This window comes from Sphingomonas sp. (assembly GCF_036731925.1).
Taxonomy (GTDB): Bacteria; Pseudomonadota; Alphaproteobacteria; order Sphingomonadales; family Sphingomonadaceae; genus Sphingomonas.
Genome location: NZ_DAINDJ010000003.1, coordinates 1 through 25,497, shown reverse-complemented (window position 1 = coordinate 25,497; position 25,497 = coordinate 1). Strand labels below are relative to the sequence as shown.

The window sequence follows — 25,497 nt, the reverse complement described above, 5'->3', positions numbered from 1 at the left end:
ACCTTCGCCCGCTTCGCGCGCTGAACCCCTCGCAACTGGGAGCAGCGCCATGACCGACGAACCGAGCCGCCGCGATCTACTGAAGGGTGCCGCTGCCGCTGGCGCCGCTACTGCCGCCGGACCAGCCTTCGCGCAAGCCGCGAACGGCGGACCGGCCCCCGATCCGCAGACCAAATATACCGACAAGCCGTTCCCCGAGCAGCGCCAGAAATGGCCGGCGCTCCAGCGCGAGATGACGCCGGTCCCCGACTGCGGCGAGCGCAGCTATCGCGGATCGGGCAAGCTCGTCGGCCGCAAGGCACTGGTGACCGGCGGAGATTCCGGCATCGGCCGAGCTGCGGTGATCGCCTTCGCGCGCGAGGGCGCCGATGTGGCGATCAACTATTTCCCCAGCGAAGAGCCGGACGCGCAGGACGTCGCCAAGCTACTCCGCGCCGAGGGCCGCAAGGTGGTGCTGCTGCCGGGCGACCTGACCGACCAGGGCTTCTGTGTCGACCTGGTCGGCCGCGCGCACCGCCAGCTAGGCGGGCTCGACATCCTGGTGAACAACGCCGCCTATCAGCAGTCCAAGGCCTCGATTGCCGAGATCAGCTTCGAGCAGTTCGATCGCACGCTCAAGACCAATCTCTACGCGATGTTCTGGATCACCAAGACCGCCATCCCGCTGATGAAGCCGGGCTCCGCGATCATCAACACCGCCTCGGTCAACTCCTTCATGCCGGAGAAGGAGCTGCTCGACTATGCCACCACCAAGGGCGGCATCGCGATCTTCACCAAGGGGCTGGCCAAGCAGCTCGCCAAGCAGGGCATCCGCGTCAACGCCGTGGCGCCCGGCCCGATCTGGACGCCGCTGCAAGTCGCCGGCGGCCAGCTGCCGGGCGAAATGGGCAAGTTCGGTCAGGACACGCCGCTCGGCCGCGCCGGCCAGCCGGCCGAACTCGCGCCGCTCTATGTCGCGCTTGCCTCGAACGAATTCAGCTACACCGACGGCAGCGTGTTCGGCGCCAATGGCGGCACCGGCGCCGTGTGACGCGCCGGCCGCCGCCACTTACTGGCCGGGCCGCCCCAGATGGAAGGAGATCGGCGCCTCCTGGGCGGTACAGGCCACTCCATCCTCCGGCCGGTAGCTGCTGGTGTAGCGGAATCCCTTGGCCGCGGCGGCTGCCGCGCCATCGAACACGAAGGCCGGATAGGCACTCACGACACGCGGCGCGATCGTCTTGCCGTCCGTCGTCACGTCGAATTCGGTCCGCGCCCACCCCTCGAAGCCGAGCCGCTGCGCCGATTGGGGGAAGGCGTTGCTGAGATCGCCGGTGCTGCGCACGGCGGGCTTCAGGCCCAGCAGGGCGCATTGCCGGCTGGTCAGGCCGGTCTGGTCGAACGCATGACGCGCGGAATCGAGGTCGCCCTTCGACGCCGCGAGATTGGCGCGTTGCAGCCATGCCGCGATCTTCAGCGGATGCCGTTCAGGCAATCCCGGCGTTGCCACGACGGCGGACAGCAATCCGTCCGCGTCGGACGGGCCGCGTGAACGATAGCCGGGCATGGCGAGGAGCAGGCGCAGCGTTGCGGAGACCAGCGGATCGCCCTGAAAATCCGGGCGGTTCAGCAGGGTACGCAACGCGCCGCCCCGGCTCGCGCGGTCTGCCTGCGCCTTCATGATCGCAGCATAGGCGCGGACGGGCGCAGGTGCCGCCAGAATTTCGCTGAGCTGCACCGCCTCGCCGAGCAGCGCCTTGCGCTCCCCTTCGGCAGCGACACTGTTACCCCCAAGCCAAACGGCGGCGGCGAACATCGCGAGGGAATCCTTCTTCGACCGGGCAGCCGCAAGCGCCGCGCGCTCGAGCGGCGCGGACTTCGCGTCGGGCATCGCCTGCCATCCGGCATCGGCGACGCCCTTGCTTTCCAGCCACTCGGCCGTGGCGTTGGCGAGCGGCAGGGTAAGCGCGGGACGCTCGGCACCGGTGGTGCAACGCAGCTCGACACGGGTGGTATAGCGGAACAGCGGGGGGATGGTTCGGACGTCCTCGGGCATCCAGGACCAGCCGGCAACCTCGCGGGCAAAGGCGATCGCGGCGGCGCGCCCGGCCGGCGCATAGATCGGCAGCACGCCTTCGACATGGCCGTCCTCGGCAAGCGAGAACTGGACGACGGCGATGTCTTCCGGCTTCAGCCCCGTCGCTTCGCCACAGGGCGGCAGGCTCATGTCGCGCGCGCGCTCGAATGGCGACTTCTCGAAGTGCCCCGCGCCGGTATAGGCCAGATATTCGAAGGCCTTGTCCTTGTCGTTGTTGAGCCAGGCGGCGATCGCCAGGTCGGAGCGGGTAGTGACGTCGGCCACGCCGACCTTCATCGTCAGCCCGCCCTGCTTGCGCAGGCTGTCCTTCAGCTCGGCATAGGCTTCCGGCGCGCGACCCGCGTTGAGCAGGGCGCGGGCATATTGGGTCTGCACCACCGCCTTGGCCTTCTTGTCGAAGGCGGGATCGGCGTTGACGATGCCGTACGCCTCGGCGGCATAGCGAACGGCCGCGCCATCTTGATCGAACATCGCCGCCTGGCTGAGCGCCATCAACGGCCGGATGCGATCGCTACCGGTCGTGCCCTCCAGCGCCAGGCTGTATTCGGCGATGGCGGCCGAATAGTCGAAGTCGAGTGTGGCAAACTTGCCGAGCGCCAGATGCGCCTGGCGGACCTCTTCGGCGAAGCCGCTGCCCTTCGCGGCAAGCACCGGCAGGCCGCGGCGGATCGCCGCCTGCCCTTCCTCGCTGCGCTCCAGCTGCGCCAGGCAATAGCCCTTGCGGACGTCCACCGCCGCGCGGACGATCGGGTCGGCCATCACCTTGGCATTCTTCTCGATCTGCTCGAATGCCTGCACGGCTGCTTCGCACTGCCCGTCGGCGGCGGCCTTGGTCGCCTGGTCGAAGAGCTGCTGCGGGGTCGGCGTGTCGGCGGCCTGTTGCGGCGCGGCCTGCTGGGCACCCGCCAACAGTAAAGCGAGAATCATCGAAGACATTATGCTACCCCTCCCCCAAAAGGACGGCCTTTCAGATCATGCTCCGATAAGGATGTCGAGCGCGATGCTTGCTGTGGTGCGAAGTTTCTGCGGAATCCTGTGCATGTTGTTGTTTCTACGCGAAGCACAGGCGCAGTCTGCCGAGCCTGCACGCGTGCCGCAGGAAACGATTCTGCTGTTCGTCGCGTCCTGGTGTGCGCCCTGCCACGGCGAACTGGCCCTCCTGCCCGAGATCGGGCGCGGCGCGAAGCCGTACCGAATCCTGATCGTGCCGTTCGACGACAGCCGGGCGACACGGGCGATGCTGGCTGCAGTTCCGGCGGCGCAGCGCTGGCAGCCCGAGCGCGCAACGCTTCGCCGGCTTACGGCGGAAGTCGAACGGCGCAGCGCCGGCCTGCCGTTCAGCCTTGCGACCGATCGCGACGGCCATATCTGCGCCGCCCATGCCGAGACGCTGGATGCCGGCAAGGCCGCCGCGATGGTTACCGCCTGTCGCCGGTAACCGCTGGTTAACCATAAGCGCGAGCCGGCAATTAACCTTATCCCCTTAATAACCAAGGCATTCCCAGTACGCGATCAAAGGAGCGCGGGGCGTGTCAAGCGTAACGAAACGAGCCATGGCGGCAGGATCCGCCCTGGCATTGGCCGTGCTCGCGGCGTGTGACGGCGGCGGCAGCGGCGGCGGTGGATCGGCTGGCGGCCTGGTATCCACCCCGGCTACCCCCGCACCGGCGCCTGCCGTCGGGACCGCGCTCGACGATTCGGTCCGGCTCGCCCAGCAGGCGAGCTTCGGTCCCACCGTCGCGCTGGTCGACCGGATCCGCACACTCGGGGTCAATGGATGGCTGGACGAACAGTTCGCCGCGACCGGCAGCACCTATGGCGACCTCGCCGTCGACGTGCGCGCCGACTCCTGTGCAGGGGGCGACACCGCCTGCTCGACGCAGCGCTTCACCCGCACCCCGGTCGCGATGCGCTTCTACGCCGATGCGGTGGCCGCGCCAGACCAGCTGCGCCAGCGCGTGGCCTTCGCGCTGTCGCAGATGATCGTCGCCTCCGAAGCCGCCGTGCGTTCGACGGCCGGTATCGCTGCGTTCAACCAGCTGTTCCTCACGCACGCCTTCGGCAATTACCGCGAGCTGCTGCTGGCGGTGACGCTGAACGCCTTTATGGGCGATTATCTCGACATGGCGGATAGCCGGAAGGGCGCGCCGTCGGAGAATTACGCCCGTGAGTTCCTCCAGCTCTTCACCATGGGTCCGGACAAGCTGGGCATGGACGGCAGCATTGAGCGCGATGCGAGCGGCGGCCCCATCCCCAACTATACCGCGACCGACATCCGCGAGATCGCCCGCGCGCTGACCGGCTGGACCTATGCGCGCGTCGGCACCGCAGCGGCGACCGACAATCTGGCCATTGCCTATGCCCAGCCGATGATCGTTGCCCCGGCCCGGTACGACAGCGCCGAAAAGCGCTTCCTCGGCACGGTGGTCGCTGCGGGCGCGTCGCAGCAGGCGAGCATCGCCGCCGTGGTCGATGCGGCGTTCAACCACGCTTCAACGGCACCCTTCGTCGCGCGGCACCTGATCACCCATCTCGTCACGCCCAACCCGACACCTGCCTATATTGGCCGAATCGCCGCAGTATTCGCCAACAATGGCAGCGGGGTGCGCGGCGACCTGAAGGCGGTGGTCCGCGCAATCCTCACCGATGCCGAGGCACGGGCACCGCAGGGAGCGAACGCCGGCAAGCTCAAGGAGCCGGTGCTGGCGATGACCAGCCTTGCCCGCGCGATCGGCTTCACTACCGACGGCTTTGTCTTTCAGGTGCGCGACGGCAGTTTCGGACAGCCGGTGATGCGGGCGCCGTCGGTGTTCAATTTCTACCCGGACGACTTTCCGCTGCCCGGAAATGCCACGCTGCGCAGCCCTGCCTCCAAGCTGCTGACCCTGGCGAACCAGGTGCGGCTGCACAATCTGGTCTATGACTGGACGGTGAGCGGCGATGCGAACCGCACCGAATACGCGGCCGTGACGACCATCCCCGGCACGTCCGGCACGGCGCCCGTCTGGGCCGATTGGGAGGCGTTCGGCGACAACGTCGACGGCATGTGCGATCGGATCGACCTGCTGTTCTTCGCCAAGGGCCTTACCAAGGGGCAGCGCGACGCGCTGAAGGCAGCGGGCACGGCGGTCACCAATGCCGATCCCAAGCTGCAGGCCCGCAAGCGCGCGCAGATGATGCTCTACATCGCCGGCACCAGCCCGATGTTCCTGGTCGATCGCTGAGGAATTTCCCCATGACGCTTTCCCGTCGCGATTTCGTTCGCCTCACCGCCGGCACCGGCGCGCTCGCAGCACTTGGCCAGTTCGGCCGCACCGCCGCCATCGCCGCGCCCACCGGATCCTATCGCGCCATGGTCGGCATCTTCCTGTTCGGCGGCAACGATGGCTGGAACATGGTGATCCCCACCGATGCCCGGCACAGCGCCTATCTGGCGTCGCGCGGCAGCGTCGGCATCCAGCGCGCCGCGCTGACCCCGCTGACCAACAGCGCCTATGCGCTCCATCCCGCGATGGGTGCGCTGCGCCCGGTGTGGGACGAAGGCTCGCTGGGCCTGGTGCTCAACGCCGGCACGCTGTTCGCGCCGCTCACCAAGGCGACCTACCAGTCGCGCAGCGACCTGCGCCCCGCCAATCTGATGAGCCACGCCGACGAGCAGGATCATTGGCAGGGCCTGCGCGCTCGCGAGACCAGCCGCGACGGCTTTCTGGGCCGCATCGCCGACAAGATGCCCGCGAGCAGCCTGCCCCCGGTGATGTCGCTGGCGGGATCGACCGTAGGCGTGCTCGGCCGACAGACCACGCCGCTGATCCTGCCGACGGGCGGCGGGCTGCCCGCGCGCAGCGGCTACAGCGCCGGCAGCAGTGCCAAGAACAGCGCGATCACCGCGCTGGGCGCCAATGCCGACGGCAGCGCACTGCTCGACGGGGTGGCGCAGACGCTGACCCGCAACTATGACCAGGCGACGACCGCCAACACCATCCTCGTCGGCACCGCGCCGACCGACGCCTTCTTCGTCAATCCGTCAACCGGTGCGGCACTCACCAGCGATCTCGCCAGGCAGCTGATGGTGGTGGCGCGGATGATTGCGGCGCGCGGCACGCTGGGCCATGCTCGCCAGAACTTCCTGGTCAGCCAGGGCGGCTACGACACCCATGCCGGCCAGGTGCAGACCGGCAATACCGCAACGGGCTTTCATGCCAATCTGCTCGGCGATCTCGCCATGGCGATGGCGGGCTTCCACAAGGCGATGGGGTCGCTGGGTCTGGCGAACAATGTCACCAGCTTCACGATGAGCGATTTCGGGCGCACCTATCTCGGCAACGGTCAGGCCGGCACCGATCATGCTTGGGGGAGCAACCACCTCGTCATGGGCGGCGACGTCGCACCAGGCGCCGTGCTGGGCAGCTACCCTGACCCGGTGCTGGGCGGCGCGGACGACATCACCAGGGAAGGCCGGTTCGTGCCGGGCGTGGCGCAGGAGGAATATCTCGGCGCGATCGCGCGCTGGCATGGCGTCGCCGATGCCGACATGTCCTATGTCTTCCCCAACTGGGCAACCTGGAGCACCGCCGGGCGCGGCCCGCTGGCGCTGTTCCGCGCCTGAGCCGCTCGCCGCGGCCGTCTGCGCTAGTTGCCGGTCGGGGCGCCCTGCCAGCGTGCATAGCGGTCCAGCGCCTTTTGCGGCTGCGTGCCGAACCAGCTATAGCCGTTGCGCCGCTCGAGGCTGACCGCGTTCACGTCGTCGAGGATCCGCCGATCGCGGTCGCCGAAGACAGGCTGCATGGACCGGAGATCATAATAGCGCGCCCAGATCGGGCCCGCGCCGGGCCTTGCCACCAGCCGACGCCCGTCGGCGCCGGCGGCCGTCCATTCCTGGCCATAGATCGCGTGCGCGCGCAGCCATGCGACGCCGTCGCGCACCGCCGACTGCACCGCGGGCGACCTGCCGCCATGCTGCATCAGCAGCACCAGCAGCCTGGCGCTTTCGTAGCTGGACAGCGATGCCGGCTCGAAGTTGCGGGCGCCTGCCGGCTGGAGCGTCAGCGCGTCATGTTGCTGTCCCCAGATCGTCCGCGTGCCGCCGATCACCACCTGCGTCTTCATGATCACGGCAAGCGCGCGGTCCACGGCGGCCCCCGCCTCCGCCGCCAGCCCCGGGGCAAGCGCCGCATAGTCGCCGCGCCGCGCGCGGACCTCGGTGAGCAGCGCAACGACATCGGCAAGCGCATCGTCGTTGAAGGTCAGCGCGTCGTGATAGCCGCCCTGCAGCGGGAAGACCTGCGGCCAGCCGCCATTGGGGAATTGCGCCGTGAGAAGATAGCGTACGCCCTTGGCCAGGGCAGCGCGATAGGGGTCGCCCTCGTGCCCCGGCAGCGCCGCCTGGACGCGCGCGAGGAAGCGCAGCTCGGAGGTGGTGGCGTTGTTGTCGATCGTGCCGACATAGCGCCAGGCGGGATCGGCCTGGATGTCGCTTTCAGCGCTGGGCGGCAGATGTTCCTCGGGCACATAGGCCTGCCCGCGCTGGCGCGGCGGGCCCGACCGATCGACATTCTTTCCCCAGCCGCCAGCCGGCGTCTGGAAGCTCACGATCGTGTCGGCGGTTTGGCGGGCCACCGGCCCGGCATACCAGGAGGCGGGCCGGTCGAGCGGCATGCCGGCGCCCCCGGACGGCCCTGTCGGCGGGCTGGCCGGGCGGACGCCATCGGCACGTTCGGCAGCGAGCGCCGCCTTGTCGGCAGCCATCAGCGCGCGCGAACGGGCGAGATAGGCGCGCCAGGCGGGCTGCTCGGCCGGAGGAAGCTGCGCGATGCGCGCGTCGGTGATCGGCGCCGCCGGCGTCATCCGGCCGATCTCCTCGGCACCCGCGGCCATCGCCGGTACCGCCAGCGCGACGCATAGGGCCGCCTTAAAGATGCGCATCACGATCTCCTCTTCCACGCCGCCGGACGCACCGGCGCGGCGCATTTCCCACGAAGCGCCCGTTCAGGGCAGCAGCACGGGCCGCATCGCGGGCACGGCCTCGGCAAGCTCCAGAGCGACCATGCGGGCGAAATAGTCGGCGCCCGTGCGGCCGAGATGGGTGCGATCGAACGACAGCTTGCGCTGCCCCCAGGGCAGGTCCTGCACTTCCGTCAGGCTGGGGGGTGCGATCGTATCGGCGACCACCGCGCCCTTCGGCACCTGCGCGAACCTGTCAGCCTCCGCCTCGCCCATCGCAGCGACCGCCGCGCGGCTTTCGGCATGAAGGTCGATCAGCGGAACCTTCTTCTCGGCCGCGACCTTGCGCACGGCGGCGGCCCAGGGCTCCAGGTCGTCCTGAAGCTTGCCGTCCACGAAGATCCGGCGGGTGAGCGGCGTCACCAGGATCGGCTTGGCACCGGCGGCACGCGCCTCGTCGACATAGCGGGCGAGGTTGGCCGGAAATTCGGTCGCGAGATCGGTCGAACGGCCAGGCTTGCCGGGCTGATCGTTGTGGCCGAACTGGATCGTCACCCAGATGTCCTTGTAGCCGGGCGTGCGCATCTCCGCGAGCGCGACGTCCCACGAGCCTTCGGCGCGGTAGCTGCCCGAGCTGCGGCCGCCTCGCGCAAGGTTCACGCACGCCAGGAACGACGTGACGTGATCGGCGCAGAAGCTTGGCCCCCAGCCGCCGACCACCGCGGTGGTGCTGTCGCCCACCAGGATGATCTTCGACGGCACGATCTTCTGCGCGGGTGCGGGTGCCGCCGTCTGCGCGACCGCGGGGGCAGCGGCGGCGGACACCAGCAACGCAACGAACGACAAGCGCATCACCCTCTCCTTACAGCGCACGAAAGCGGAAGTCGCGGAAGCGGGCCTCGCCCTCCCCGGCCGAATACAGGCCCGGCCGCAGCATCAGGAAACCGCCGCGGACATTGTGATGATAGCCGGATACCTCCATGCCGCGGTCGAAGCGCTGCCAGCTTCGCCCGTCATCGCCGGACAGGTGGTAGGAGACGATGTGGCGCTGGTTCGTCACCCGCATCCGCACACGCCTGCCATGGGGGTTGGCCGGGCGCCCGCGCTCCATGCCGTATTGGTGGGTGACGAACCGCTTCTCGTCGAAGCCGAGCCCGCAATAGAGCTTCTCGTCATAGAACAGCACCAGTCCCGCAACGCCGCCGGGGGCAATCTCGATGGTGCATTCGAACTGATAGGCGGTGTCGCCGGCGATCAGCAGCAGCGGCGAGGAATCGACCGGCGCCTTGCCGCGCGCCTTGAGCACCAGCGCGCCGTCCTCGATCCGCGCGCGGGCAGCCTCGTCAGGCGCGGGCTTGAAGAAGTTCCACTTGCCGCCAAGCTGGAGCGGCCGGCTGAAGTCGTCGGACAGGGGCTGGCCGTGCGGCACCGCGGTGCCGCCCTTCGGCTTGCCGATCGGCTGCGACAGGTCGCCGCCCTGCATCCGGAACCAGCCATCCGCCGTCCATTCGATCGGATCGAGCAGCGCCTGACGGCCCAGCGTCCAGTACCCGTTCTCGAAGCCGTGATAGACCGACCACCAGCTGCCGTCCGGCGCCTCGACCAGAGAGGCGTGGCCGCGCGACCACCATTTCTCGTCCAGGCTGGTGGTGCGCACCAGCGGGTTTTGAGGGCAGTTCTCCCACGGACCATGGATCGAGCGCGCGCGCGCCGCGATCACCATGTGCCCGGTCGGCGGCCCGGCGGTGCCGCCGACGGCGGTGATCATGTAGAACCACTTGCCATGGCGATGGATCTTCGGGCCCTCGGGCGAGAAGCCCTCCACGTCCCAGTCGTCCGGATAGCGCCAGGGATCATAGACATGCTCCACCTGCCCCACCGTCGACAGCCCGTCCTCGGAAAGGCGGATGCGATCCCCGCCGGAAAGGAACAGCCAGCGCGAGCCGTCCTCCCCCACGGCATGGCAGGGGTCGATATGGTTGGGCAGCTTGAGGTCGATGGGGTCGCTCCACGGCCCGTCGATATGATCGGCCCAGATCACGAAGATCGAATTGGGCTGCGCCTTTACCGGGATGTAGAGAAAATAGCGCCCCTGGTGCTTCTCCAGGCTCACCGCCCAGACCGACCCGATGTTCCTGCGCAGCGCCGCCTGGCGCGGCTGCCAGTTCACCAGGTCACGGCTGTGCCAGATGGTGAGGCCCGGATAGGAGTCGAAGCTCGAGAAGGTCATGTAATAGTCCGCGCCGTCCTTCAGGATGGCGGGATCCGGATGGTCGCCCGAAACCAGAGGATTGAGGAAGCGCCCGTCCCCCAAATCGCAGATACGCTGCTGGTCAAAACCGCGCTTCCAGTCGGGTGCCTTGCCAGCGGCAGGCGCTGCGGCCCCGCGCCCGGGCACCAGCGCTGCCCCGGCCCCCACCAGCGCCGCGCCGAACGCGTCCCGTCGAGTCAGCCGCATCCTCATCCCTCCGTCGATCCGTTCGTCTTGCCGCAAAGTCAGGCTTCGCCAAATGACACCGGTTTCTCAAGCTAGCTCGGTGCGAAGGTCGCCACAAGGCGGTCTATGGCTTTAATTTCGCGGCTGTTCTCAACGGAAGGAAAGCGTATGCTGATATTGCCGTTCTCATTCCGGCGGCGATCTGCCACCCTGTCACGATCCGCAACAACTGGGGCAGCGACCCCGCCAACCCGCCCTCGCAAGCCGCGGCGCTGGCGCTGACCGGCTACCAGCCGCTGTTCGGCGACGCCGCCCCCTGGGTGAAACGCGCGCTCGCCGACCTCCAAACCGCAACGTGCCCCCTTTAGGGCGCCACGACCCGCCCGGGGATCGATGCGCCGGGCGAGCCGGTCGTGAACCTGCCTCCACGCTACTTCGCGGCGGTGACCCCCGCCTCGGTCTGGACCACCGGCTTCATCGTGCCGTCGGGGTTATACTCCAGCCTTTCGACCGTTACCGCGCGTCGCCCGATCGCGCCGTTGAGGTCCCCGATCGTCAGCGTCGCGTTGTGCAGGAAGAGATACCAGCTGCCCTTGAACTCGGCGATGCCGGGATGGATGGTGAAGCTGTACTTTCCGGACCCGGTGAGTTCGCCCCGGTAGGTCCAGGGCCCGTGGATCGACGGCGCGGTGGCATAGGAGACCTTCTCGTCGCGATGCTTGGCACGATCAAGCGACGCATAGGTCAGGTAATAGAGCGATCCACGCTTGTGCAGCCAGGGGCCTTCCTCGAAATGCGGCGGCGTGATTTCAGTGATAGGGCCGTCGAGCTCCACCATGTTGGGCTTCAGCTTGGCGATGTAGCACTGGCGATTGCCCCAAGCGATCCAGGTGGTGCCGTCATCGTCGGTGAAGACGGTGGGATCGATGTCCTCCCAGCTATGCGTGCCCTTCGGCGTCATCTCGTTGGTGATCAGCGCGGCGCCTTTCGCGTCGACGAACGGCCCGGTCGGGCTGTCCGATACGGCCACGGCGATTGCCTTGCCCGGATGGGTCGCGTCATGCTCGACGGCGGCATAGAACCAGAACCTGCCGTTCTTCTCGATCGCCTGGGACGCCCAGGCGTCCTGCTTGGCCCATTTGAAATCGGCGACGCGCAGGATAGGGCCGTGATCGGTCCAGTGGCGCATGTCGGTGGTCGAGTAGACCAGCCACTCGCGCATGTTGAACATCTCGTCGCGCTGTGCCTCGTCGTGCCCGACATAGAGGTACAGCCTGTCCTTCACCACCAGCGGCGCCGGATCGGCGGTGAACTTGTCGCGGATGATCGGGTTCGATCCCGGGGCGGGCGCGTCGGCCTTCTGCGCAGAGGCTGGCGATGCTGCACCTGCCAGGAAAAGGGCTGTCAGGGCCACCCACGCCCGGTGCTTGTGCATCATCCCCTCCGCTTCTCGTACCGTCACCCTACCCCGGGGGGCGCGCCGGTCAATTGCGGATCGCAGGGGCCGAATGCAGATCGGGGCGGCACCAGGGCCGCCCCGATCCATTTACGCGCGTGGTTCAGCTTCAGAAGTTGAAGCTTGCACCCGCGCTGAAGTTGCGGCCGACAAGGCCCGCATAGTGCCAGCTGCTCAGATAGTTCGGGTTGCTGGTATAGGCACCCGCAGCAAGCGGGGCGCGCGCGTTCGTCAGGTTCTGCACGTTGAAGAAGAAGCGGAACTGGTCGTTCACCTTCACCGCGGCGTTCAGGTCCGTGTAGATGAACGGGCGAATGAAGCACTGGTAGCTCTTGTCGCCGTTCTTTACGATCGGCGCCTTGTTGTTGGCGCACGACAGATCGATCGTGTTGTTGACGGGCGTGATCGCATCGGCTGCGACCTGCTTGATCCGGCCGACATAGTAGGTTGTCGTCGTCAACGAGAACTTGCCGATTTCGATCGAGTTCTGCCAGTTTCCGCGGATGCGCGGCGTGCCGCCACCGGAGGAAAGGTTGTACGGCCCGAGCGTACCCGCATATTTCTGCACCACGCCTTCCGGAGTGACCAGGTCGAAGCGAAGCACACGGGTGACGTCGAGGCGGCTGAAGAAGCGCACGTTATCGGCGAGCGGAACGTTCACGTTCGCCTGCATGTCGATACCCGAGCTCAGCTGATAGTTGGCGTTCACGTAAGGAACGTCATAGATCAGCAGACGCGGAAGCGCGGTCGGGTTGAACGGATCAGGCGCGTCGATGACGTTGCACTTGTAACCCGGACCGACGGCGGCGAGCGCGGCGCAACCGGCGGCAGCGGTGGTCTGCTTGTAATATTCGTCGGCAGCCTTGGCCGCGAGCGGGCCGGCGACAATCAGGTTCGACTTCTTGATGTTGTAATAGTCGACCGTCATGTTGAACCAGCGCGTCGGCTTGATGATCGTGCCGAACGTGATGCTGCGCGAGACTTCCGGGAGGATGTCAGGATTACCCTTGGCACCGGTGCCGATGTTGTAGGTAGTCGTGTAGGCAGGATTGTTGGCGTGCGCCGCGACGAAGCTGGGCGGAAGCGGGAAGGACGAGAAGCCGGCATAGCTGCTGGCCGGATTATATTCCGCGAAGGTCGGCGCGCGGAAGCCTTGCGAGTAGGTAGCGCGGAACCCGATCTGCTCGATCGGGGTGAACTTCGCGCCGATCTTGGGCGAGAAGTGACTATAGCCCTGCGAATAGTGATCGTATCGGCCGGACAGGTTCAGGTCCAACGTCCGCGTGAACGGCGCGTCGATTTCGAAGAAGCCCGCCGTGACCGTCTGACGACCCTGCGCCGAAGAGGTGGTCAGGGAGTAGTAGGAAAGCTCCGCGTTCTGGTTGCGGTTCATCAGCGTCTCGCGACGAACCTGGAAACCGCCGCCAACGTTCAGGCTGCCGCCGGGCAGTTCCAGCAGCGATTTGATCAGCGACCCCCCGATCGTCGCGATGGTGGAGTAGGAGGGCGTGGCACGGGTCGGCGAAATCTGATTGCGAACCGCAGCCGTGTTCTGCTCCGGATTGACGAAGTTGTAGGCGCCCGTGTTGATCGCGTTCAGCAAACCCTGAATGTTGACATAGCCATATTGCGTCACGCGGAAATTGTCGCGCGCATAGACACCGTTCAGGCGGAACTTGAAGCCATTGCCCAGGTCGCCCGAGATGCCCGCCGACGTGCGGAATACGTCGACATAGCGGAAGCTGCCGGCCGGAATGTCGCCAAAGAGGTAATAGATGCGCGCAGCGCCCTCGCGCGGGTTGTCACGATAGGCAGCGGCATAGGGATTGTTCGGATTCAGCCGCTTGTCCGCCGCATCGGCACAGTTCACCCCGGTCGAGCAGACATAGACCGGCAACACGATGCCGGGATTGTTGGATGCGAAGGCGCTATCGCCTCCGAAAGGCTGGCTCTGACGGATCCCCTGCGGCGCGGTCGTGATCGTCACCTCGGAGTGCGAGTAGCTGCCCGTCGCGAACGCTTCCAGATGATCGCCCAGACGCGCGGTGAAACGCGCCGTCGTCGAATAGCGCTGCTGCTTCGGCTGGATGATGAAATATTCGTCCGGCAGGTTGTGGGCGCACCCAGTGCCCTGCGTGGTAGACGTATTCACGGTGAAGGTGCCGTAGGGGCACGCGTTCGGATTGAGCAGCTGATACTGGTTGGTGGGCGACGTGATCTGCCCGGCCAAGGGGTTGTTCAGGTCCGTCTGGGTCACGCGGGTCACGACGGCCTGGGGATTCGGCGTCGTCAGCGAATCGTCGTTGCGGTTACGATCGTCCAGGCCGCTGGGGCGCAGGTCGAGCGTATTGAACGGATAGCCGCGGGAGTGATTGGTGATGTACCCGTCATAGGTATATTCACCGTTCACGTAGAAGTTCCAGCCCTGCTCGCGATAGTCGCCCACGCCGCCGGTCAGCGTCGCACGATAATGGGCGCCGTCGCCCTGGCCGGTGGTGCCGCCCTGGACCGAGCCTTCCAGGCCCTTGAAGTTCTTCTTGCTGATCAGGTTGACCACGCCGCCGATCGCATCCGCACCATAGGTGGAGGAAGCGCCATCCTTCAGGACTTCGATGCGGTCGACGATGCTGAACGGAATCGAGTTCAGGTCGACATAGGAATTATGGCCGTCGTCATTGAGCGGAAAATTCGCGGAGCGGAGACCGTCGATCAACACCACGGTCGACGAGACACCGAGACCACGCAGCGACACGGCGGCGCCGCCGGCCGAGAAGCCACCCTTGAAGCCAGTCGAAATGGAGCCCGCGCTGTCCGCCGAGACCGAGCGGATGGCGTCCTGCGCAGTGGTGATGTTGGCGCGCTGCAGCGTCGCGGAACTGAGCACGGTCACCGGCGAGATCGAACTGGCGTTCGAATCGCGGAACAGCGTGCCGGTGACGACGATGGGGGCCTGCTCGCCCGCCTCGACCGCCGGCGGATTGGCGGATGCCTGCGGCGCCTGCTCGTTTGCGGCATCCGCGACCTGCACCGGGGTTGTATCCTGTGCATATGCCGGAACGGCAACCGCCGCCAGCAACGCCGCCGTCGAGACCCCATAACGCAACGCAGAAAGTGCGGAATTCTTCAATGTCATCAAGCCCATCCCTGTTTCACCGCCGCAGCGACTTCTTGTCGTTTGCGCACACGCCCTGACACGGCGCGGTGGCGGGCGCTCGTTATGAGCCATTGCGTTAAAGGGACTTTAAAGAGCTGGTGGCCGCATCGAAGGACGGAGACAAGGGCGCCATGCGAGTTCGCAAGACAAATACTACGCCTTAAATCAACCTTCCCCACCGTTGATTATAGGGAAGCTCCACCTGACCCTCAGACGCGCATCCTGCAGAAATGACCTCGTTGCAGGGAAGTCGAAAATTGTTTTATTTGCATCTTCTCGGATTACCAAGCCAGCTAGCCAACCCATGCAAATGTTCTTGCATTATGTTGGTACAGGCGCAGAGATACTCGGGCGCCGTCGATCAGAGATGGTACCATCGCCATATTTACCCCTCCGACATGTAAGCAATTCTTCCCAAATCTATGTTGCGCAGAACTAAAGTGCTTCGACAAGGTCGAAGCGGGGCAACCTGTGGCTCTAATCCCGGCGCATTGAAGCGACACGCCAAGCGATCTTCTGCGAGCGGTGCGGAGATTCGAGGAGCGCCCGGCGACTTGCCGGCAGAACAGCAGCGCTTCGCCGCATCTCTTTCAATTGTCTCGATATCTTGAGCAAAACGTGCCGAGCGCGATCGGCCAGTACGAGGCGATAGCGTCGCCCGCGCCCTCTTCGACCTCGGCTTCAATCGTGCGTGGAGCCTCCTCAACAATGTCGGAGCGTGCAAAGGATCGGCCCAATGAAACTGCGTTCTGGATAGGGGATTGCTATGCTTCCCCTGCCTGTTGTCGACGCTTCTCGCAGCGTTTGCGGTGGGCATGAGGCCTGGGTTGCTGGCCACGGCCACCAGCCTAGAGAAGGCAGAACTCCGTACAGCGACGCTCGACAACGTGACCCGCTACCTCGCCGTGGCGCCCGTGCGACGCGCAGATCGCTGGTTACGTGCGGGCTCGAGGCTGATCACCCGTTCGTCGAAAAGCGCTGCGCCTGCCCACAGCTTCTTTCAATCTGCCCCCGTTTCCAATATGACGCATCTCGTGTGCACGTATGCTGAAAAGTGAAATCAACCCGCGCGTGTTCTGGGGCGCTTCTGCGCTCATCCTGTCCCTGTTGGGCATCACCATCGCCCTGCCCGGCCGCGCCGACCTTGCCTTCAAGGCGGCCCAGGCATGGACGATCGAGACCTTTGGCTGGTTCTACATCGCAGCGGTGGCGGTGTTCGTCGTCGTTGTCCTCGCGCTCGGCTTCGGCCCCGCCGGCAAGCTGAAGCTGGGCACGGACGACTCCGAACCGGACTTCCCCTATCTCTCCTGGCTCGCGATGTTGTTCGCCGCGGGCATGGGAATCGGCCTGATGTACTTTGCGGTGGCCGAGCCCATCCAGCACTATATCTCCCCGCCCGAGGCGAAGAGCGGCACCATCCACGCCGCCCGCGAGGCGATGGCGATCACCTTCCACCATTATGGCGTGCATGCCTGGGCGATCTATGCACTGGTCGGGCTGAGCCTCGCCTATTTCACCTATCGCAAGAACCTGCCGCTCACCCTGCGATCGGGGCTGGCGCCGATCCTCGGCAAGCGTATCCATGGCCCGCTGGGCGATGCCATCGACATCTTTGCGGTGTGCGGCACGGTATTCGGTGTCGCCACGTCGCTGGGATTCGGCGTGTCGCAGATGACGGCGGGCCTGGGCTACATCTATGGTCTTCCCGACACGCTGACCTGGAAGATCGTGGCGATCGTGCTGGTCATGGGGGCTGCAACCCTTTCGGTACTGAGCGGCGCCGATCGCGGGGTGCGTCGCCTGTCGGAACTGAACCTGACGATCGCCGTCCTTCTGATGCTGTTCGTGATGGCGCTTGGCCCGACACTGTTCCTGCTGCGGGCACTGGTCCAGAATTTCGGGACGTATCTCGATCATTTCATAATGCGGACCTTCACGCTCTACGCGTATGAGCCCCGCGCCTGGATGGCGGACTGGACGCTGTTCTACTGGGCCTGGTGGATCGCCTGGTCGCCCTTTGTCGGCATGTTCATCGCGCGGATTTCGCGCGGCCGCACGATTCGCGAATTCGTCATCGGCGTGCTGTTCGTGCCGACCGCGTTCACGTTCCTTTGGATGACCGTGTTCGGCAACACCGCGATCTGGCTCGACCTGGGCACGGCCTCTGGCGGCATCGCGCAAGCGGTGCAGGCCAATCTGTCGACGGCGCTGTTCAGGTTCCTCGAATACCTCCCGGCCGCGAGCGTCACTTCCACCCTCGCGATCCTGCTGGTGGCGGTATTCTTTGTCACCTCCGCGGATTCCGGCGCACTGGTGATCGACACGCTGGCCTCGGGGGGCAAGGAGGACACCCCGCGCTGGCAGCGGATGTACTGGTGCGTCCTTCTCGGCGCCACCGCCGCGCTGCTGCTGATCGCGGGGGGACTGGGCGCGCTGCAGGCCGCAACTCTGCTCGCCGCGCTGCCCTTCTGCTTCATCATGCTGCTGCTGGCCTTTGGCCTGGTGCGGCAGACCAATGCGGATCTGGCCGGCGTGACGCTGCCCGACGAGGCGGCCGCGATCAGCGAGCGGCTGAAGCGGCTGGTGTCCCCCGCACGACGTGCGGATATCCTGCGACAGATGACGGGGCACGGCGAGCCCGCGCTCCGCACCGTCTACGCGGCGATGCAGGAGGAAGGCTGGACCGACCTGCGGCTCGAGATCGAGGAGGGCGAGATCACGCTCACCGTGGACGGTCAGGGCGATCGGCCGTTCACCTATCGCATGCGGCCCCGCGCACGACCACTCGCAGCCTATACCGCGCTGGAAGCATCGGAGGCACGCCGCAGCGTTGGATGGACCCTGAGCGTGGAGACTAGCCCGAACGTGCGAAAGCGCGATCTCACGGGTTTTTCGACGAAGCAGATTACCGGGGATCTGCTCAGCGAGCTGGAGCGCTGGCGAACCCGCTAGGGCGCGTTCGCACGGCATAGCAAACGCAAGTCAAGGCCATCATCCTCGGCTCCCGCGTCAATGCTCTGCATCCTCCGCGCCGGTGAGCTTCCATCGGCGCAGCAGCGGCGGCATGGTAAGCCCCTGGGCGAAGATCGAAAAGGCTACCACGCCAAAGGTCAGAACCACGATCGCGCTACGCTCCGCCACGTTTCCAGGTACCGCCAGCGCCAGTGCAAGACCCACTGCACCGCGCAAGCCACCCCACACCAGCACATGCTGGTAGGTAGCGGGCAACCGCAGCCTCGTCCCGGCGAACAGCGCCGCCAGCGGATAGACCGCAGCCGCGCGTCCGAGCAACGTGAGCAGGATGCCGGCGACCAGCGCGCCGCTCACAAGTGCAATCGGCTGGTGGGCCTCGTGGCTGCCGATCAGCAGGAACAGGCAGGAATTGGCGAGGAATGCGGCGTAAGCCCAGAAGTCCTGAACATGCTGGCGCCCGGCGACCGAGATCGACCCGCGCGGGCCGATCGCCCCCACGATGATCCCGGCGGCCAGCGCTGCAAACACGCCCGACGCATGGACATGCTCGGCGAGCAGGAAGCTGGCCCAGGCGATGACCGTAGTCAGCGTCACCTCTACCAGATGGTCCTCGGTGCGGCCCGCAACCGTTAGTACCACGAAGGCGATCACACTGCCGATCACGACGCCGCCGAATACGGTCCAGAGCAGCGAAGTCGCGACACCGCCCACCGTCAGCCCGCCCCCGTCCGCAATCGAAACCAGGATCGCAAAGCCCACCGCTGCCACCCCGTCGTTGAGCAGGCTTTCCGACTCCACCACCATGCTGAGCCGCGGCTCCGCCTTCATCTCCTTGAACGCGGCAATCACCGATACGGGATCGGTTGCCGCGATCAGCACCCCGAAGAAGGCCGCACCCAGCCAGCTCCAGCCGAGCAGCCAGTGCATGCCCGCGGTGACCAGCAGCGCGGAAATGGCGACGCCCAGAAAGGCAAGCACGACGGTGAGCGGCAGCTCCTCGCGGAAGCGCGACCAGCGTAGTTGCAGCGCGGCCTCGAAGATCAGTGGCGGCAGGAACACGTTGAAAATGAGCTCGCGCGACAGCGGCAGGTCGGCACCTACCGGGAGAAAGGCGAGCGCGATCCCCGCCAGCACCAGCCCGGCGGTGTACGGCAGCCCGATCCTCCGCGAGATCATCGCTACCAGCGACGCGACGATCAGCAAGGTGCCGAGTTCGGGAAGACCGATGGTGCCCAAGGGCGGGTTCCTTCTACTTGAGGCCGACTATCGCTGCCGCGCCTGGATCAGCGAGCCTTCTAGGGAAGAACCGCCACCGGGACGAGGGCAAAGCCTTGGCGATCCTCCGAGAGCGGCCTTTTCGTCCGAAAACGGAGTCTGCACGTCGTCGTCCACCGCGGCTCGTCGGGGGCGTTCAGGCGCGGCAGTGTGCGGCCCCCATACCTGCCGGTCACACTGCCCGCAGATGCCGAACCGATTAGAGTTGAGTTCTTTGACTTCTATCGAACGAAGCGCAGTGTCGCCATTTCGGCGGACCGAACCTGGAGCCGACGCAGAACCGCACCCTTGCCGGTGAGGTCAAGTACATGAACTTCTCCTAGTTCATCATTAGCCTTCCGACAGGATGACTCGGCTGCTATTTCTTCCAGACATCCGGCTGGGCGTCGATCACCTCGCCGATGCGCCTGGCGATCTCGCGATCATCGGCGAGCGACGGGTGGCCGTGGCAGGCGGAAAGTGCCAGCCCGTCGATGGGCAGATAGGCCAGGCGACGCTCCCCTTGCGCATTCAGGCGCGCCGCGACGCGGGCGACCTCGGCCTTGATCTCGCCCTCCGCCATGTCGGTCGCCCACAGCACGAAGAACGCGCCGGGATGGCGGGCGCGCAGGTCCTGAACGAACGCGACATAGCGGTCCTCGTAGCTGGCGTGGAGCGCCGCACGATCCTTCCAGGGTTCGCCTTCGTGCAGCGCCGTGGTGAAATCGTTCGTGCCGAGCGCAATGACGATCACCTGCGGGGCCCAGGGCTGCGCGACCGCGGCATCGTCGCGGTCGAAAAGCGCGTGCGCATAGGCCTCGGGCATCTTGGCGGCTGCGAAGCCGTTATAGTTGCGAACCACGCCGCGACCCGAGATCGCGTGGATTCGGTATTCGGCATGTTCGGCGCGGGCCAATGTCGGGCCGAACCCGAGCGAGCTGTCGGTCGTCTGCCAGACCTCCTCCTGGGTGCAGTCGGTCTTGGTCGAGGTGTTCGCATAGCCTACGGTGTGCGAGTCCCCGATGAACTCGATCTGCCGAGCGGCGCTGTCCAGCCGGACCGCCCTTGCAGCGCCGTCGCTGAAGAACCCGCCGAACTCGGTGGGGCCCGCCTGGCTTTCCGAAGCGACCTCGATGCGCAGCCGGTGCTTGCCGGATCCCATGCCGCCGATGCGGTAGAAGCCTGCCGCCGGCTTCACCAGCGTATCAACCATGGTCCCGTCCACCGTGACATGCAGACGGACATCGCCGCTGCCGACGCGGAAGAGCACGCTTTCTCCCTGCACCGCAGTTTCGAAATAGGTGCCGGGCCACTGCCGCAGATAGCTGCCCGGCGCCGTGCCGGCCACCACCCGGCCGCCGACATGGGATGGCAGAAGCACGGGCGCGCGCGCCGGTGCTGCAACCTTTGACACTCGGACGGGCTCCGAAGCGGCGGTGAGCGCAAACAACGCGCTTCCCGCGAGGATCCAATTCCGCATTCTGCCTCCCTGTCGCCGCAGGACCATGCGCGGCTTGCCTGAGAAATGTCCGCGGATAACGGCCCTCGAGTCAAGGTCCGGCCACCTTGCGTGCGTGCCGCCAACGCAACGATGGAAAAATCGCATCGTGAAGGTCTCTGTAGCGCCCAGCTATTGGCATTCCGATGATGAGCGCGGCTCATCACAGCGTGCAGTGGTCCGGGGCTAATGGTCCGCTGGTCGAAGGGTTATGTGTTGTCTTCCGTCATCGCCGCCCGCGGCGACGCGGGCAGCTTCCGGATTACCTGCAACAATCCCTGCTGCTCTCATGGGCGTTGAAGAACGTCGTCCGGTGCAGGAAGGAAGCAGGATCATGGACATCACGCGCAAGGCAGACATGAAGACCGTGGACGGCCCGGCCGATTACTTCACCGGCAGGGTCACCATCACCGGTCAGTTCCAGCGGCCCGATCCCTCGCGCGTCAGCGGCGCGTTCGTGCATTTCGAACCCGGCGCGCGGACTGCGTGGCACGCCCACCCGGCAGGCCAGACGCTGATCGTTACCGAAGGGGTCGGCTGGACGCAGATCGCCGGTGGCCCGAAGCTCGAATTCCGCGCAGGCGACGTCCTGTGGTGCCCGGCAGAGCACAAACACTGGCATGGCGCGACGGCGCACGAGAGCATGACGCACATCGCCATTCAGGAATCGATCAATGGCACCCCGGTGACCTGGATGGAAAAGGTGACCGACGAGGAATACATGGCACCGCTGGACGGGAAGTAAGGAGCACGCAACATGATACGCAGCGAAAGCTAAACGCTGGCCATCGGCGTCATTCCCAAGCTCGGCCTCGGCACCTGGCGCATCGGTGGTGATCCAGATGCCACGCAGCAGGGCTGCCGTCCCGCCAGGTTATCGCCGCGCCATCAATCCGGAATGGCGGTCGCATCGCCACACGTTACAACGCAGTCGCAACCTCGCTGATGAGGTTGCGCAGCCAGCGATGCGCCGGGTCATGCCGATAGCGGACGTGCCAGGCCATCTCGACCGGAAACGTGCCGAGGTCGACCGGCGCCTCGAGCACCTTCAGCCGGGGATCATGCGCGAGCCTGCGGCAGATCAGCGCGGGCAGCGTCGCACAATAGTCGGTGACCGCGATCATTTCCGCCACGGCGAAGAAGTTGGTGACGGAGATCGCCACGTCCCGCTTCAGCTGCTGCTGCGCCAGCGCCTGGAACAGCCCGGCGCGCATCCGCCCCGGCGGCACGATGTTGACGTGCTTCATGCCCTCGAACTGTTCGCGGGTGATGCTGTCTCCCACCTCCGGATGCCCCGCCCGCACCACGCAGGCCAGCCCCTCGTCCATCACATGCTGGATGACGAGATTGTCGGGCGGGTCGATCACCCGGCCGAGCACCAACGCCGTCGTGCCCGAAACGACGCCGGTTTCCACCAGGTCGTTGCCATAGGGGGTCAGCCGCAGCTTGATGCCCGGCGCCACCTGCTGGAGCCGCGCCACCACCGCGGGCACCAGCACGAACTCGACATAGCCGTTGGGCGCGATCGTCAGCAGGCGTTCGGCGGTGGCGGGATCGAACTCCTGCTGCCCGAGCACCGCATCGTCGAGCCGGGCCAGCGCCTCGGCGATCGACGGCGCCAGTTCGAGCGCGATCGGGGTCGGCTGGATGCCGTAGCGCTCGCGGATGAACAGCTGATCCTGCAACATCAGCCGCAGCCTGGCGAGCGCGTTGGACAGCGCCGGCTGCGTCATCCCCATCCGGTCCGCCGCGCGGGTGACGCTGCGCTCCTCCATCAGCGCCACGAAGATCGGCAGCAGATTCAGGTCGTAGCGCATGCAGTCATATCGCAAATAGCATATCTGAAATCAATAATATAAACTTCTGGTATATGTCGCGCGGGGCCATTGTTCACCTGCCGCAGCGGTTGCGGCGCACCGCATGAAAGGCTTCTCCCCATGACCAAGGGCACCATCCTCATCCTCGGCTCCAACGCGACGCAGATCGAGCTGCGCGGCGGCGGCAGCGCCACGATCGGCCAGTATCTGAACGAAACCGTGGTCCCCACGCTGGCGCTGATCGATGCGGGCTACGACGTCGTCCTAGCCACGCCCGATGGCACCAAGCCGATTATCGACGCCGTGTCGGACACGGTCGACCATTTCGGCGGCGACCAGGCCGCCTATGATCGGGCGCGCGCCTTCTTCGATGACGCACCCGCGATGAACGCGGTGCAGACGCTGCGCGCCGTCATCCAGGGTGGGCTGGACCGGTTCGCCGGCGTGTTCGTGCCGGGCGGCCATGCCCCCGCGGTCGACCTGATGCAGGATGCCGATGCCGGCACCATCCTGCGCCACTTCCACCAGGCCGGAAAGCCGACGGCGCTGCTCTGCCACGGTCCGGTCGCCGTCCTGGCCGCGCTGCCCGAGGCCGCTGCCTATCGCGCGGCGCTGGCCGCCGGCGACGCAGCAAAGGCCGCCGCGCTGGGGCAGGACTGGATCTATGCCGGCTACGGCATGACCGTATTCTCGGCGAGCGAGGAGAAGATCGCGGAGCAGCATCTGCTGGGCGGCGAGCTGCTGTTCGACATGGAGCGCGCGCTGCGCACCGCGGGCGGCAACGTCTCGGTCACCGCGACCAACTTCGCGCCGAACGTGGTCGTCGACCGTGAACTGATCACCGGGCAGAATCCCGCCTCGGACCACCAGCTCGCCGCCGCGCTGGTCGACGCGCTCGACCGCGCCCAGGGGTGAGCACCCGCATGACCGGTGGAGCGCTGCGCCTGCGCTCCACCCCCCTTCCCCGACCGAACAGGAATCCCATCATGTCCACCAACGTGAAAACCGTCGCGATCCTCACCGCCCATGTCGGCAAGGTGGCGGAACTCCGCCAGCTGCTCGATGCGATGCTCGCGCCCAGCCGCGCCGAGCCGGGCAACCTGCGCTACGATCTCTGGCAGGACCGCGACGACCCCGCTCGCTTCGTGCTCGACGAACTCTATGTCGATGCGGATGCCGTTACCGCCCACCGCGCGAGCCCGCACTTCCAGGCCTATGCCGCGAAGATCGCCGACCTCGCCGAGCGGACCGCGATCCCACTAACCCCCCTCGCCGTCGCCTGATCACCCCCACCCTTACCGGGAGAATCCGATGACTCGCACGCTCGCCACATTGCTCGCCCTCACCGCCACGCTCGGCTTGTCGGTCCCCGCTCTCGCCCAGCCCGCCGAAAAGCCGGCCTCCGTCGTTCTGGTCCACGGCGCCTTCGTCGATGCCTCGGGCTGGCGCGGCGTGTAAGACCGCCTGACCCGCGACGGGTACGAGGTGCTGGTGGTCCAGAACCCCACGATCACGCTCGACGACGATGCCCTCACCCGCCGCGCGATCGCCAAGGCGCGGCATCCGGTGGTGCTGGTCGGCCATTCCCATGGCGATCGGTGATCACCGAGGCGGGCAACGATCCCAAGGTGCGCAGCCTCGTCTATCTCGCCGCCTTTGCGCCCGATACCGGCGAATCGGTTGCCACGCTGGCCGCGAAGCCGGTCCCCGGTGAAGCCGGCGCCCCGCTGCTGTCGCCGGAAAACGGCTTTCTGATCGTCGATCCGGCCAAGTTTGCCACGGCGTTCGCCGCCGATGTCGATCCCGCCACTGGCGCGTTCCTGGCCGACGAGCAGGTTCCCTGGGGACTGGAAGCCGTGGACGGTGTGGTTCGCCAAGCCGCCTGGCATGCGAAGACCAGCTACTTCCTGGTCACCACGCAGGACCGCATGGTGCCTCCCACCGCCCAGCGTGGCATGGCAAAGCGCGCTCACGGCACGGTGGAGGAAATCGCCAGCAGCCACGCGGTGATGCTCTCGCACCCCGACGCAGTCGCCAGCTTCATCGAACGCGCCGGCGCCGTTGGGCGCTGAGGCCCGGCAGGCCCGCGCCGACGATCCTTCCCGATCGGCGGCGCGGCGTCGTTTGCCAGCACGGCTGTTCGCGGGAAAGTTCGAACGAGAGACCCACCGGCTCGTTCATCAGGACAGCCGCAATGAGTGTGCAGAGCACTGCTGTTGAAACAGCTCGAGCACCGAGCTCGACAATTGCATACAGAGCTGCTCGGCGGTCTCGCGAGATCTACGCTGCGACGGTGATCGGCAATCAGGAGGCGCGGAAAGCCCGGCTGGAAAACGCCTCCACCATGCCTCTCCTGCGAGCGGATGATATGAGGGTTTGCGGGCGCGGCCGCGTGTCGAACGCCCCGCAGTCATCGGATCAGGCTTGGGCGGAGGATGCCAGCCGGTGGGCGGGACCATCCTTTGCTGGCTGGTTCCCAGTCCCATGGCGCCTGGGGCCTGGCGCGTAAGCCCTTCGAAGCGCGCGGCTTCCGCCTCCGCGGCTGTAGCGCCGCCCCCGGCATGGCACTGATCCTGTCGCGACACCGCGCGGCCGTCTCGGAATCGAGGGCGGCCACGGCGTCGTCCATCTGCTGCTGCAGGGTCTCGATCGTTACGGTCACTTGGGAGCAACGCACGGCGGGCGTACAGGGGGCATCTTTCGAGGCTTAAATTCACGTTCGGGCCGGCAGTCGAGCCGCCGATCCTGAACGCCTTATGCCCGCTGCTGGACGCCGCCAGAGATGCGGCGCAGCTGTCGCGGAGCGCGGAAACGACAAAAGCCGCCGACCCGGTGAGGTCAGCGGCTTTTTGTTGGTTGCGGGGGCAGGATTTGAACCTGCGGCCTTCAGG

20 protein-coding genes are annotated in these 25,497 nt (G+C 66.3%); 10 read left to right on the top strand and 10 right to left on the bottom strand.

Going from position 1 to position 25,497, the window contains the following annotated elements; translation table 11 throughout:
- Positions 1-49: 49 nt before the first annotated feature.
- Entirely contained in the window at positions 50-1,030 is a 981-nt protein-coding gene (locus V7E00_RS17415) for an SDR family oxidoreductase (RefSeq protein WP_333573919.1), read from the top strand.
- Between the two features lie 18 nt (positions 1,031-1,048).
- Here the strand turns inward: V7E00_RS17415 and V7E00_RS17410 are convergent, their stop codons facing one another.
- A complete protein-coding gene (locus V7E00_RS17410; RefSeq protein WP_333573918.1) occupies positions 1,049-3,004 on the bottom strand; it encodes an energy transducer TonB in 1,956 nt (651 codons plus the stop codon).
- Between the two features lie 112 nt (positions 3,005-3,116).
- Here V7E00_RS17410 and V7E00_RS17405 point away from each other — a divergent pair, with 112 nt between their 5' ends.
- From V7E00_RS17405 to V7E00_RS17395, 3 genes are all read left to right on the top strand, one after another.
- Positions 3,117-3,515, top strand: a complete 399-nt coding sequence (locus V7E00_RS17405) for a TlpA family protein disulfide reductase (protein ID WP_333573917.1) — start codon at positions 3,117-3,119, stop codon at positions 3,513-3,515.
- A 115-nt stretch (positions 3,516-3,630) separates the two neighbouring features.
- Positions 3,631-5,301, top strand: coding sequence for a DUF1800 domain-containing protein (locus V7E00_RS17400; protein ID WP_333573916.1), 1,671 nt, complete (start codon positions 3,631-3,633; stop codon positions 5,299-5,301).
- Positions 5,302-5,312: 11 nt separating this feature from the next.
- Entirely contained in the window at positions 5,313-6,683 is a 1,371-nt protein-coding gene (locus V7E00_RS17395) for a DUF1501 domain-containing protein (protein WP_333573915.1), read from the top strand.
- A 23-nt stretch (positions 6,684-6,706) separates the two neighbouring features.
- On the opposite strand, the gene pelA is transcribed toward V7E00_RS17395, so the two are convergent.
- The 5 genes from pelA to V7E00_RS17370 form a co-directional block, all read right to left on the bottom strand.
- Entirely contained in the window at positions 6,707-7,999 is a 1,293-nt protein-coding gene (gene pelA, locus V7E00_RS17390; protein WP_333573914.1) for a pectate lyase, read from the bottom strand.
- Between the two features lie 63 nt (positions 8,000-8,062).
- Entirely contained in the window at positions 8,063-8,869 is an 807-nt protein-coding gene (locus tag V7E00_RS17385) for a rhamnogalacturonan acetylesterase (RefSeq protein ID WP_333573913.1), read from the bottom strand.
- A gap of 10 nt (positions 8,870-8,879) precedes the next feature.
- Positions 8,880-10,475 carry a family 43 glycosylhydrolase gene (locus V7E00_RS17380; RefSeq protein ID WP_333573912.1) on the bottom strand — a complete coding sequence of 532 codons (1,596 nt, stop codon included), beginning with the start codon at positions 10,473-10,475 and terminating at the stop codon, positions 8,880-8,882.
- 409 nt (positions 10,476-10,884) lie between these two features.
- Positions 10,885-11,892, bottom strand: coding sequence for a glycoside hydrolase family 43 protein (locus V7E00_RS17375; protein WP_333573911.1), 1,008 nt, complete (start codon positions 11,890-11,892; stop codon positions 10,885-10,887).
- A 127-nt stretch (positions 11,893-12,019) separates the two neighbouring features.
- Positions 12,020-15,043, bottom strand: coding sequence for a TonB-dependent receptor domain-containing protein (locus V7E00_RS17370; protein WP_333573910.1), 3,024 nt, complete (start codon positions 15,041-15,043; stop codon positions 12,020-12,022).
- 1,065 nt (positions 15,044-16,108) lie between these two features.
- Between V7E00_RS17370 and V7E00_RS17365 the strand changes: the two genes are divergently transcribed.
- Entirely contained in the window at positions 16,109-18,016 is a 1,908-nt protein-coding gene (locus V7E00_RS17365) for a BCCT family transporter (RefSeq protein ID WP_333573909.1), read from the top strand.
- 57 nt (positions 18,017-18,073) lie between these two features.
- On the opposite strand, the gene V7E00_RS17360 is transcribed toward V7E00_RS17365, so the two are convergent.
- Both V7E00_RS17360 and V7E00_RS17355 read right to left on the bottom strand, forming a co-directional pair.
- A complete protein-coding gene (locus V7E00_RS17360) occupies positions 18,074-19,273 on the bottom strand; it encodes a cation:proton antiporter (protein ID WP_333573908.1) in 1,200 nt (399 codons plus the stop codon).
- A 397-nt stretch (positions 19,274-19,670) separates the two neighbouring features.
- Complete coding sequence (locus V7E00_RS17355) at positions 19,671-20,672, bottom strand: SGNH/GDSL hydrolase family protein (RefSeq protein WP_333573907.1); 1,002 nt, start codon at positions 20,670-20,672, stop codon at positions 19,671-19,673.
- A gap of 451 nt (positions 20,673-21,123) precedes the next feature.
- On the opposite strand from V7E00_RS17355, the gene V7E00_RS17350 reads away from it, so the two are divergent.
- Positions 21,124-21,534 (top strand): (R)-mandelonitrile lyase, encoded by a 411-nt coding sequence (locus tag V7E00_RS17350; RefSeq protein WP_333573906.1) that lies wholly within the window; start codon positions 21,124-21,126, stop codon positions 21,532-21,534.
- A gap of 175 nt (positions 21,535-21,709) precedes the next feature.
- On the opposite strand, the gene V7E00_RS17345 is transcribed toward V7E00_RS17350, so the two are convergent.
- On the bottom strand, positions 21,710-22,606 hold the full coding sequence (locus V7E00_RS17345; protein WP_333573905.1) for a LysR family transcriptional regulator: 897 nt from the start codon (positions 22,604-22,606) through the stop codon (positions 21,710-21,712).
- 120 nt (positions 22,607-22,726) lie between these two features.
- On the opposite strand from V7E00_RS17345, the gene V7E00_RS17340 reads away from it, so the two are divergent.
- The 4 genes from V7E00_RS17340 to V7E00_RS17325 all read left to right on the top strand — a co-directional run bounded on the left by V7E00_RS17340 (position 22,727) and on the right by V7E00_RS17325 (position 24,678).
- Positions 22,727-23,521 carry a type 1 glutamine amidotransferase domain-containing protein gene (locus V7E00_RS17340; protein ID WP_333573904.1) on the top strand — a complete coding sequence of 265 codons (795 nt, stop codon included), beginning with the start codon at positions 22,727-22,729 and terminating at the stop codon, positions 23,519-23,521.
- A 71-nt stretch (positions 23,522-23,592) separates the two neighbouring features.
- Positions 23,593-23,889 (top strand): putative quinol monooxygenase, encoded by a 297-nt coding sequence (locus tag V7E00_RS17335; protein ID WP_333573903.1) that lies wholly within the window; start codon positions 23,593-23,595, stop codon positions 23,887-23,889.
- Positions 23,890-23,917: 28 nt separating this feature from the next.
- Positions 23,918-24,064, top strand: coding sequence for a hypothetical protein (locus V7E00_RS17330; protein ID WP_333573902.1), 147 nt, complete (start codon positions 23,918-23,920; stop codon positions 24,062-24,064).
- Positions 24,065-24,204: 140 nt separating this feature from the next.
- On the top strand, positions 24,205-24,678 hold the full coding sequence (locus tag V7E00_RS17325; RefSeq protein ID WP_333573901.1) for an alpha/beta hydrolase: 474 nt from the start codon (positions 24,205-24,207) through the stop codon (positions 24,676-24,678).
- A gap of 338 nt (positions 24,679-25,016) precedes the next feature.
- Here V7E00_RS17325 and V7E00_RS17320 read toward each other — a convergent pair whose 3' ends face one another.
- On the bottom strand, positions 25,017-25,235 hold the full coding sequence (locus V7E00_RS17320) for a UvrB/UvrC motif-containing protein (RefSeq protein WP_333574157.1): 219 nt from the start codon (positions 25,233-25,235) through the stop codon (positions 25,017-25,019).
- Between the last annotated feature and the right edge of the window lie 262 nt (positions 25,236-25,497).